The sequence below is a fragment of the Parafrankia sp. Ea1.12 genome (assembly GCF_900465275.1).
Classification (GTDB): Bacteria; Actinomycetota; Actinomycetes; order Frankiales; family Frankiaceae; genus Parafrankia; species Parafrankia soli.
In genome coordinates this window covers 1-10,899 of record NZ_UBIZ01000526.1, presented here as the reverse complement: position 1 = coordinate 10,899, position 10,899 = coordinate 1, and the positions used below count along the sequence as shown (strand labels likewise).

The following is a 10,899-nucleotide window of genomic DNA, read 5'->3' as shown; positions in this document are numbered from 1 at the left end:
GCTGATCAACGAATATCGCAACGCCGCCTAATAGGAGCTACCGGGGAAAACCGCAGCAACCGCAAAAGGCCAGCTCACAGGCCAAATCTGGATTCTGGAGCCCCACAGGCAGCGACCCGGTGAAGGTCTCCGACGGCTCCACCCGCACCTTCCTTGAGGACGGCGACACCGTGACCATCCGTGCCACAGCGGCGGGCGCCGACCGTGTCCGCATCGGGTTCGGCGAGGTCACCGGCACCATCGCCCCGGCAGTGTGAGGCATCGCGCATGCGGTGGCCGCGCTGGACGATGCCAGGGAACTGGCCGATCGTCTGCGTCGACCTATGCCCAGCGGGTGGGCAAGGTCGCGAACGACCGGCCTGACCCCGCTGGCACGACCTCGGTGTGCAGGGAGTGGCCAGTGGCCGGGTCCAGGTATGAGCGCAGGACGATCGGCACAGCCCCAGAACCTCCGTAAGGCTCCTCCAGCACTGGGCACCCGTCGGTCCAATGCACTGGAGCGACCGCAAGGACAGCTCCGCTCCGGACCGATACAGCACAGTTCCCGCGCTGGACGATGCCGGGGAACAGCGGCCACTCCTCGCCATCAGGTCGAGTGGCCGGCGGTGGGGAGCTGGCGGGGCTGGCCTGCTCGAGCCGCTGCCGCAGTAGGAACGCTCGGTGCGCTTCGGTGGCGAGGCCATCGGCCTTCCCGTCGGAAGTGAGCACGACGCCGAAGAGCTCGCGTACGTCCGCTGCGCTGGTCCGACCTGCAGAGTGGTCGGCGGCCACGGCAGTGGCCTCGCGGTCGAGCGGGTCGCCGTACCCGCCACCACTGGCCGCCGACAGCTCAAAGCGGTCCCCTTCACGCAGGTCGACGCCGGCGTCATGCATCCCAAGCTGCTCGACGGAGCCGTCGGCCCGCAGGACGCGGAACGACATGAGCGCCCCAGGCCGGCCGCCGGCCATCCCGGCGCACGGGAACCAGCCCCGGGTGCCGGTCATGTTGCCTTCCCACAGCGGGACGCCGTGCGGCTCCAGCACGGTGCGACAGCCGGCACCGGAGCGGTACCGGCCTTCGCCGGCGGGGCGGAGACCGACTCCCCGCGACCGGTACAGCACGCTGTAGACCGACTCGGTCACCTCTACGTCGGCCATGTGCAGGCCGCCGCGCCGGCCGGCGAGGTCGCGGGTCATGTCCATCCCGTCCCGGTCGATCCCGGCGGGGCTGCCACCGGCCACGCCGTCGAGCAGCGTGAGCAGTGTGCGGTTGCCGGTCTCGTTGACGAACGACCACCGGGTGGTGCCCTGAGCGTCATAGGGAGGAGCGGTGCGCGGCGTCACGGCGCCCGGCGACGCAGCCACAGCGAGCTGGATGCACTGCAAGGCAGCCGAGTTGACGGCGATGGTGCAGTCCATGTGGGCGGCACCGATGGGTGCAGGTGACCGGGAGTCCAGGATCGTGCCCGGCGTGGTGAGAAGCTCGATGGCCTCGTACACGGACTGGGTCAGCGGAAGATCCGGAGCGATCACCCCGAGCAGACCCGGGACAAGGGTTGCCTTCACGATGTAGGGCTTCGAGTTGACGAAGTGCGGGATCTGCGGAGGCGCTCCGGTCAGGTCGAATGTGAGCTCGCCGGCAGCGACGTGCAACGTGCATGGGAAGTGATGAAGCTCCTGACCGACCTCGGCGAAGGCCGTCGTCCGGTACGATCCCGGCTCGAGCACCGCCAGGCGGCGGCGGAACTCGGCGCCAGTGATCGTGTCGAGCTGCCCTGACCATGCTCGGAACGATCCGAGGCCGACCTCGACGGCGAGGTCGCGCACCTTCTCCCCGGCGACGTGCGAGCCGATGACGAGACTGCGCAGGTCCATCTCGATGACGTCGAAGGACCGGAGGTTGGTGCGCAACACCTCCCACATGTCCTCGCACTCCACTCCGGCGCGGAACAGCCGGACCGACGGGAAGCGCAGGGCCTCCTGGTAGCACTCGGTGGCCTGTGTGGCCGACGAGCCGGGCACCATACCGCCCATGTCGAGCATGTGGGCCGAGATGGCCACCCAGGCGATGAGCTCGCCGTCGAGGAACACGGGCCGCTGGACCACCACGTCCTGGGGGTGGAACCCGCCGTCCGTGTGCGGGTCATTGGCGATGAACACGTCGCCCTCGACGATCGAGCCACGGTGCCGGGCCAGTGAGCCTTCCACCGCGTGCATCGCCACGCCGAACTGGCCCGGGACGGCGGCCGCTCCGCCCAGGAACCTGCCATCCCCGTGCAGCAGGGTGACGGCGTAATCCTTGGTTTCGGTGACGATGGGGCTGATGGCCGTGTTCTCGATGGCCGCTCCCGCCTCCACGCTGATGGCTTCGAGCCGGGTGCGGAAGATCTCGACCATGATCGGGTCGAGGTCGGTGGGAGCATCTGCGGTGATGGTCATGGCACCTCGATCTCCAGCGTCCCGTCGAGAAGCGACTCGACCGTCGCACCCTCAGGGATCCACACGGTCGTGTCGTGACGGTCGATAAGCAGCGGCCCCGACGTGCGGCCGGGCGGCAGCGGGGCGAGCGAGTCGTCATAGGACGTCACCAGCGACGGCGACCCGGTGCGCTCCACCCGGACGGACCGCTCGGCCACACCGACGGCACCCGATGTCCCCGCGGTCACGCGCGACGGCAGGAGGCCCTCGCCGAGCACACGGCTCGAGCCGACGGCCCGCAGGGCAACCAGCTCCACCACCGCGCTGCGGACTATGGAACCCTGGCCGTAGCGGTGCGCGTACTCCTCCTCGAAGCGGGCCGCGAACGAGACCTCGTCGCCTTCGTCGCAGGTGACGGTCAGGTCCGAGCGCTGGCCGGCGTATCGGATGTCCGCTTCCAGCACCACGTCCCAGCTCCCGGCCGGTACGCCATCCGCGAGCAGGTCCTGCTCGACCCGGTCCCGCAGCTCATCGCCGACTTTCGCCAGAAGGCCCTCTGGGAGAGGGAACTCCACCAGCACGGGTACCTGCCGCTCGCGTCGCACCTCAGAAGCCGCCGCGCCCAGCGCGGAGAGCACTGACGCCTGACGGGGGACCAGCACCCGTCGAGCACCGATCGACGCCGCGATCTCGACGGTGAACAGCGAGGCGCAGCCGCCGTAGCTCACGAGCGAGAACGTGGACGGGTCGAGGCCCCGCGCAGCGAGCCGGCCGCGGGCCGCCTTGGACATCTCGGCCAGCGCCAACCCCCGGATGCCCCAGGCCACCTCGTGGCCGTCGATGCCGAGGAGCTCGCCCAGGCGGGTGCAGGCGGCGAGCGCGGCATCGGCGTCGAGGCGCATGCGGCCCCCGAGGAACCGCTCCGGGTCGATGTAGCCGAGGACCACCAACGCGTCCGTGACCGTGGCTTCCGTGCCGCCGCGCCTGTAGCAAGCCGGCCCCGGCTGCGACCCCGCCGACCTCGGCCCAAGGCGCAGGAGCCCCCGGCGGTCGGCCCACGCGATCGAACCACCACCGGCCCCGATGGACTCGACATCGATCCGGGGCAGCGCCATGAAGACACCCATGAGGAAGCCCCGCCGCACCCGGTACGGCACACCGCCAGAGATGTCCGAGATGTCGAACGACGTGCCCCCCATGTCACAAGCCAGGACGTTCTCGAGGTCGCGCTGGTTGGCGAGGATGGCGGCCGCGGCCACCCCGGCCGCCGGGCCCGACTCCGCCAGCCAGACGGGACGGGCCCGGGCCTCGTCGATGGAGATGGCCCCGCCGTTGGAGTGCACGAGCAGCACCGGCACTTGGAGGCCAAGGGCGCGGATCCGCTCCCCCAGGCTGGCCACGCCGTCGAAGGCCCGGCCCACGTATGCGTTGAGCACGGCGAGGTTGGTGCGCTCGTACTCGCGGATCGTGGGCGACAACTCGGCGCCGCTCGTGATCGGGACCGCGGGCAGTTCCTGGCGGACGGCCTCGACCACCGCCGCCTCGTGTGCCGGCTTCACCACCGACCACAGCAGCGAGACGGCCAGCGCCTCGGCGCCCTGCTCCTCCACCAGGTGATGGGCGGCGGCCACCGCCGCGTTGACGTCGAGCGGCTGGAGCACCGTCCCAGCCCGGTCGACCCGCTCCTCGAGCCCCACGATCCGCTCACGCTCCACGAGTGGCGTCGGCGGGACCAGCCAACCGTCGGGCCCGACGTCGCGGCTCCGAGGAAGGGCGAACATGTCCTCGAAGCCCTTGGTGGTCAACAGGCCGACCCGGAGGCCCACCCTCGACGCGATCACGTTGGTGATCGCCGTGGTGCCGAGGCCGAAGTGCGACACCGACGCCAGCAACGGCTCCAGCGGCTCACCGCACTCCTCGGCGAGCAGGCGACAGGCCTCGATGATCCCCTCTGCGATGTCGTCATGCCGCGATGGTGTCTTCACCGACCAGGATCGCGCCCCCTCCACGAGCACCCCGTCGGTGAAGGTCCCGCCCACGTCGATCCCGATCCTGCGCAGCGGTCGCCCTTGATTCATCCATCCCACCTCGCTTGTCGCTCCTCGGCCCGGACGAGACGGCGTGATCAGGCCGCAGGTCGATTGACCGGGCGCCCCCCTGCACCAGGAGGACCCTGACCGACGAGAACAACAGGAGGAGTAGCAGAACCATTGCTACTCCTCCTGTTCGCCGTCGAAACCTTCCCCATGACTCAGAGGGCTACCACGACACGCCCCGAGCAACTGCACAGCAGGCCGGCGTACGACCCACCTCCACGATGCCGAGAAGCAACGCCGCGCTCACGGCCGACCGGCGTCGAGCCCTCGTCCCGAGGCGAAGAGCGGAGCTCAGGCCCCCTTGTCGGCCTCCCTGAGCTCCTGGTACTGCCCGATGGTTTGCGCGACGTGCTCGCGCAAACCATAGGACTGGACCGAGATGTCATGCCCCTCGGCCTCCTTGCGGAGCGCCCCGACCGTGCAGTTCTCCCGGGGCCGGACCGAGTACGGGTCGAAGGAGAACACCCGCATGGCGTTCTCATGGGTGATCTTGTCGATCACCTCGTCACTCAACCTCCGCACCGAGTCGGCCACCGCCTCTGGTGACTCCGGCCACGTGGTGTCGGAGTGCGGGTAGTCGCACTCCCAGGTGACCATGTCCGCGTTCATGTGGTGGAGGTTTTCGATGCCGAAGTCATCCACGATGAAGCAGGTCACAACGTGCTCGAGGAAGATCTCGCTTGGCAGCCGGCCACCCAGCTCCGGGCGCGTCCACGCCCGGTGCCGCTTGTACACGTAGTCGACTTTCTCCAAGAAGTACGGGATCCAGCCGATGCCGCCCTCGGACAGGGCGATCTTCAGGTTGCGGAACTTCTGGAAGATCGGCGACCACACCAGATCCGCGGCCGTCGGGAAGGTCTTGTTCGCGTTGCAGCTGATCTCGACGCTCATCGGGGCATCGGGCGAAGTCACGATGCCGACGGTGCCCGAGCCGATGTGCACGCACACAACCGTCTCGGTGTCCTCACATGCCGCCCAGAATGGGTCCCAGTGATCGCTGTGCAACGACGGCAAGCCAAGGGCGTACGGGTTCAGCGAGAAGCTCACCGCATGCGAGCCCATGGCCGCCGTGCGCCGGACCTCCTCCGCCATCAGCTGCGGGTCCCAGATCGGCGGGATCGCGCACGGGATGAACCGGTCGGGGTACTCGCCGCACCAACCCTCGACGTGCCAGTCGTTGTACGCCTTCACCACCGCCAGCGTCAGCTCAGGATCCTGGTTCACGCGGCTGGCGAAGAACTGCCCGCAGAACCGGGCCATCGACGGGAAGTTCAGCGACGCCAACACGCCGTTGGCGTTCATGTCCTTCACCCGCTCATGCACGTCATAACAACCGCGCCGCATTTCCTCCAACCGCTGCGGCTCGAGGCCGTACTCCTCCGGCGGGCGGCCAGCCACCGCGTTCAGTCCCGAGCTGCGGGCCTCACCCTCACCGAACACCCACTTGTCCCCGCCACCGTCGTCCGGCACGAGCCGCGGCGCCCGGTCGGCGTACTTGGCCGGCAGGCGGCCCTCGAACATGTCCGGCGGCTCGATGACGTGGTCATCCACGCTCACCAAGATCAGTTCGTCCTTCTTCACCTTGCCTCCCCTCGGCGCCAACGTGCTTGCCCGACGCCGCCAATGGAGTACGAGCAGGTATCAGATTCCGAAAAATAGCAGAACTATTGCTATAGTCCAAGACTCGCACGGCTCGCTCCTCAGCGACGTCCGGAGCGCAGGATCTGTCCCGGGCCGGCCGCGAGCTCGCCCACGAGCGACTTCCCATCGCGTGTGATGGCCGTTCCGTTCACCAAGATGTGCTCGATTCCGCCAGGCGCATCAGCGAGGATGCGCTCTCCGTTGGCCGGGAAGTCGCGAACCCGTCTGACCGGGCCGGGCGCGATGGTCGCCGGGTCGAACACGACGACATCCGCGTGGAAGCCCGGCCGGAGGTAGCCGCGCCCTGGGATGGCCAGCAGGTCAGCGACCTCTCCGGAAAGCTTGCGGACGGCGTGCTCCAAGGAGAGGGCCTGCCGGTCACGCACCCAGCCGCCGAGGAGATCGGTCGGCATGACCGCGTCACAGAGCTGGTCGGGGTGCGCTCCCGCGTCGGACAGCCCGAGGACCGCCCCTTCGAGGTGGAGGAGCCGCCGGACCTCGCCCTCGTCCCTGTTGGAGAGCTCCAGCTGGAACCTGGTCCGCAGCTGCTCCTCGAGCGAGATGTCCAGCACGAAGTCGAGCGGGTCGACCGCGAGCCGACCGGCGGCCTCGAGAACAGTGGCACCAACCAGCTCGGGACGGCTGACCGACTCCACCAGCGACCACCGGTCCCAGGTGGCGTACGCCTTGATGGCGATCTCGGCCCGGACGCGCTCGCGCCAGACCGGGTCGGCGTAGGCCGCCATCCGCTCCTCGAACGTCGAGCGGTCGAGCTCGACCATCGCGGGACACCGGAGCGCGAACCCGTTGCTCAGGTTCGCCTGGGACACCATCTTCCGGCACGAGACTTGGGGGTGGACGTCAGCGCCGACCTTCAGCCCCGCCTCGTGGATCGCCACCCGCTCGCGGTGCTGCCCTCCGTCGCTGGCCAGAAGAGCGGTCCAGGTGAAGGGGCGGCCGATCTCGGGCTGGAGCTCGTAGAGCGACGCGAGGTCGAGCTCACCCCCCGGCACGAACGCGGCCAGGCCGTGGCCGGCCTCGGCTAGGCATCGAAGGAGCGCGACCACCTCGTCGCGACCGGCGTGACAGCTGGGAGTGTTGCGCCCCCCGGGCGACGTCGTCGTGGCGATACCGATCGCTCCTGCGTCCAGCGCCGACCGAGCCAGCGCCACCATCTGCTCGACCTGCTCGGGTGTTGACCCGCTCGCGTAGGCGTCCTGACCCATGACCGCGATGCGCAGCGCGGAATGGCCGACGTAGCCCGCCCAGTTCAGGTACGGACGCGCTCGGTCGACGCAGTCGAGGTACTCGCCGAAGGTCTCGAAGCCCCAGGTGATTCCGGCGCGCAGGGTCTCCGATGACATGTCCTCGAGGTCGTGCAGCAAGCTGACCAGCAGCTCGTGGCGCTCAGGGAGCGTGGGCGCCACCGAGTACCCGCAGTTCCCGCCGACAACCGTCGTGACCCCGTGCCAGCACGAGGACGACAGCGCCGGGTCCCAGAACACCTGGGCGTCGTAGTGGGTGTGGAAGTCGATGAAACCGGGGCTGACCACGAGGCCCGAGGCGTCGATCGTCTCATCGACATCGGCCGCGCGCACAACGTCGGCCCCCACCCCGGCGATGACCCCGTCCTCGATGAGCACGTCCGCCGGAACCGCAGGCCGTCCCGAACCGTCAACGACCGAACCACCACGGATCGCCAGCATCATCACCCCTCCTTACGCGCACACAGGGCTACACCGCCCCACACTAGGCACCGTCCCTCGTGATAGCAAGACTATTGTGATCCGATCCGACGGCATGTCATGGCGGCGACCCCGGAGCCCGGAGCCCGGCGGGCGGGCCCGTAGCGGCTATCGCTCCTGCGCCCGCCTGTCGCTCCTCAGAAGCGGGTGCGGATCGTCCGGCCGGGGTCTCGCCTACGCCAAGCGGCACCCACCCATCAGCAGGTTGACCGACCTGTCCGACCAGCACACACAATTACATCAACAGTTTTGCTACTATCGAGCTCCGCCGGCAGAGGGTGGAGGGGACGATCGTGAGCTGGGACTACGTCGTTGTCGGTGGCGGTTCCGCCGGCTGTGTGCTGGCCAATCGCCTCAGCGCGGACCGCCGCACCCGGGTGCTGCTGCTCGAGGCGGGGGGCTCGGACCGCCATCCGTTCATCCACGTCCCAGGGCTGGTGCAGAAGGCCTGCCGGATCTCGGGGATCGTCTGGGACTACCGCGCCGCGCCCGATGAGTCCCGCAACGGCGCCGGCGGGCTCTGGATGGCCGGTCGGGTCATCGGCGGGGGCAGCTCGATCAACGGTGTCATGTGGGTACGCGGCCATGCCGGCGACTTCGACGGTTGGGCCGCACAGGGTTGCGACGGTTGGGACTGGCAGGGCGTCGAGCCCTACTTCCGACGAGCCGAGCGCTACATCGGCGGCACCCCAGCTCGCGGCGTGAAGGGCCCGATCCAGGTCCGCAAGGTCCGGGCCCCGCACGTCATCACCGACGCCTTCGTCGCCGCCGCCGACGCATCCGGCCACCCCTACACCGACGATTACAACGGCGAGCGCCAGGAAGGCGTCGGCGTCGGCCAGGCCAACGTGCGCCGTGGCTTCCGCCACTCCGCGTCCCGAGCTCACCTCCGCGGGGCGTGGCGGCGCCGGAACCTGAAGGTCGTTACCGGCGCCTTCGTCGAGCGGGTCCTGCTCGAAGGTGACCGGGCCGTCGGCGTCGAGTACCGCTGGAAGGGCCGCCTGCTCACCGCCCGCGCTAGCAAGGAGGTGGTACTGAGCGCCGGGGCAATCGCCTCGCCGAAGCTCCTCATGCTCTCAGGCGTGGGGCCGGCCGACCACCTCCGCAGCCACGGTATCAACGTCGTTGCGGACGTCCCCGGCGTCGGTCGCAACCTCCAGGAGCACCCTGTTGTGTCGATGCTGTGGAACATCGACGTCCCCACGTTCGGCATGGACTTCACACTGAGGGGCATCGTCAAGCACGGGTTTTCGTTCCTCCGCGGCCGGGGACCGGCCGCCGCCGGCATCTTCCACGCCATCATGTTCAGCAAGTTGAACGCCGACAGCTCCCGCACCGAGGTCGAGGCCGGCTTCACCCCGATCGCCCTGGTCGGCGCCAACGCCGGTGACATCAAGGCCGAGACCCTCTCGGGTTCGGGCACCCACGACGTGCGCCAGATGCAGGTGCTCGACCGAGCCACCGTCACCGTCTACCTCAGCCTGCTCCACCCCCGCTCCCGAGGCTCCGTCCAGCTGCGCTCCGCCAACCCGGCGGACCCGCCACTCATCCAGCACGAGATGTTCGCCGAGGAGGGCGACCTCTGGGATCTCGTCGCCGGCTGCCGCCAGGTCCGCCAGGTCTTCGACACCTCGCCCATGAGCGACCACGTCACGAGCGAGGCTCTTCCAGGCGCGGACGTGACAAGTGACGACGAATGGGAGGCGTTCCTGCGCTCCCAGAACTGCCACGGGGCGATGCACCCAGCCGGGACCTGCCGCATGGGCACTGGTCCCGAGGCAGTCGTCGATCCCCGGCTGCGCGCCGTGGGCGTGCAGGGCCTGCGGGTCGTCGACGCCTCGGTGATGCCCGAGCTCACGAGCGGGAACACCAACGCGCCGACGATCATGATCGCGGAGAAGGCTGCAGCCATGATCCTCGAAGACGCGGACCAATGAGGTCGCGCATCGAGGCTGACCGGACCGTTGCATGGGTTCCCAACCTGCGCCTTGGTCAAAGCCGGCCGACGCCTCGCATCCAAGGTCTGAGCTTCCGTGGTCAGAACGCCGTCCACGTCACCTTCGACCCCTCATAGCGGGCAGGGCGTTCGGGCAGAAGCCTTCTAGGCTGAAGGCTCGGCCATCTGCTCGATGCAACGCCGCAAGAGATCGATGAGCATGTGCCGTTCGACGACCCGGAGCGGCGCGACAAAGTCCTCCGCCAGAGCCGCTGTCCTCGCGTCACACGCCCGGAACACCCGCTCCCCCTCCTCCGTGAGGGCAGCGCCGACGATGCGCTGACTGTCGCTCCGTGACTGCCGAGCCACAAGACCCTTGCTTTCCAGCGTCGCGAGCGCGACCTGGGCTGCCTGCGGGCTGATGAAGTTCTGCCGTGCCACCTCAGCACGCGAGATCCCCGGGTTCGCGGCAATCTGATAGAGGATGCCGTACTGCGCAGCTGTGATCCCGTGATCGCGGACGAGCTGCTCGATCGGCTGCCGTGTCTGGCGGAACGCCTTGCCGACCAGATCCATCACCTCTGCTGCATCGGTCGGTCGAGACACACTGCTTGTCATGGCGGCGGAAGCTACTCCTCAGACGTATAAAGCCAGTACACGCCTGCCGCACCGCAGCCCGGGGAGGCAACGTCATCGTACATCGCGATGAACCTGGCCTTTGGGGTACGCACCGGCACTCAGTCGGGCGTCGGCGTGGCGGCTGATGGGCATCGACGGGCTGGAGTCCGACGTGCCGGCCTCGAAGGAGAACATCGCCGCGTTCGGCCTGCCGGCCGGGCGGGTCGACGCACCGGGGGCCTATCCGAAGGTCCGCGCGGTCACCGTCTGCGAGGGCGGCTCGCATGCGACGGTGCTCGCCGCGCTCGGCCCGGTCGGCGGCGCGAAGGCCGCCAGAGAGCAGGCGCTGGCCCGGACCCTGTGGGGCTCCAGAATCCAGATTTGGCCTGTGAGCTGGCCTTTTGCGGTTGCTGCGGTTTTCCCCGGTAGCTCCTATTAGGCGGCGTTGCGATATTCGTTGATCATG

General features: G+C 68.9%; 7 protein-coding genes and 1 pseudogene. 3 read left to right on the top strand and 5 right to left on the bottom strand.

What is annotated here, in order from left to right; all coding sequences use genetic code 11:
* Positions 1-107: 107 nt before the first annotated feature.
* A pseudogene (locus tag FMEAI12_RS30645) lies at positions 108-257 on the top strand (fumarylacetoacetase); the annotation flags it as partial.
* A 64-nt stretch (positions 258-321) separates the two neighbouring features.
* Here FMEAI12_RS30645 and FMEAI12_RS30640 read toward each other — a convergent pair.
* From FMEAI12_RS30640 to FMEAI12_RS30625, 4 genes are all read right to left on the bottom strand, one after another.
* A complete protein-coding gene (locus FMEAI12_RS30640; protein WP_112108771.1) occupies positions 322-2,418 on the bottom strand; it encodes a hydantoinase B/oxoprolinase family protein in 2,097 nt (698 codons plus the stop codon).
* Positions 2,415-4,475 carry a hydantoinase/oxoprolinase family protein gene (locus tag FMEAI12_RS30635; protein WP_131628066.1) on the bottom strand — a complete coding sequence of 687 codons (2,061 nt, stop codon included), beginning with the start codon at positions 4,473-4,475 and terminating at the stop codon, positions 2,415-2,417. Before FMEAI12_RS30635 ends, FMEAI12_RS30640 begins: the two co-directional genes overlap by 4 nt.
* 309 nt (positions 4,476-4,784) lie before the next feature.
* Positions 4,785-6,074, bottom strand: coding sequence for an amidohydrolase family protein (locus FMEAI12_RS30630; RefSeq protein WP_112108769.1), 1,290 nt, complete (start codon positions 6,072-6,074; stop codon positions 4,785-4,787).
* Positions 6,075-6,193: 119 nt separating this feature from the next.
* On the bottom strand, positions 6,194-7,843 hold the full coding sequence (locus tag FMEAI12_RS30625) for an amidohydrolase family protein (RefSeq protein WP_131628068.1): 1,650 nt from the start codon (positions 7,841-7,843) through the stop codon (positions 6,194-6,196).
* 329 nt (positions 7,844-8,172) lie between these two features.
* Between FMEAI12_RS30625 and FMEAI12_RS30620 the strand changes: the two genes are divergently transcribed.
* Complete coding sequence (locus FMEAI12_RS30620) at positions 8,173-9,816, top strand: GMC family oxidoreductase (protein WP_146776803.1); 1,644 nt, start codon at positions 8,173-8,175, stop codon at positions 9,814-9,816.
* 164 nt (positions 9,817-9,980) lie between these two features.
* Here FMEAI12_RS30620 and FMEAI12_RS30615 read toward each other — a convergent pair whose 3' ends face one another.
* Positions 9,981-10,391, bottom strand: a complete 411-nt coding sequence (locus FMEAI12_RS30615; RefSeq protein ID WP_160144358.1) for a MarR family transcriptional regulator — start codon at positions 10,389-10,391, stop codon at positions 9,981-9,983.
* A 187-nt stretch (positions 10,392-10,578) separates the two neighbouring features.
* On the opposite strand from FMEAI12_RS30615, the gene FMEAI12_RS30610 reads away from it, so the two are divergent.
* Complete coding sequence (locus FMEAI12_RS30610) at positions 10,579-10,872, top strand: hypothetical protein (protein ID WP_235014841.1); 294 nt, start codon at positions 10,579-10,581, stop codon at positions 10,870-10,872.
* Positions 10,873-10,899 lie beyond the last annotated feature (27 nt).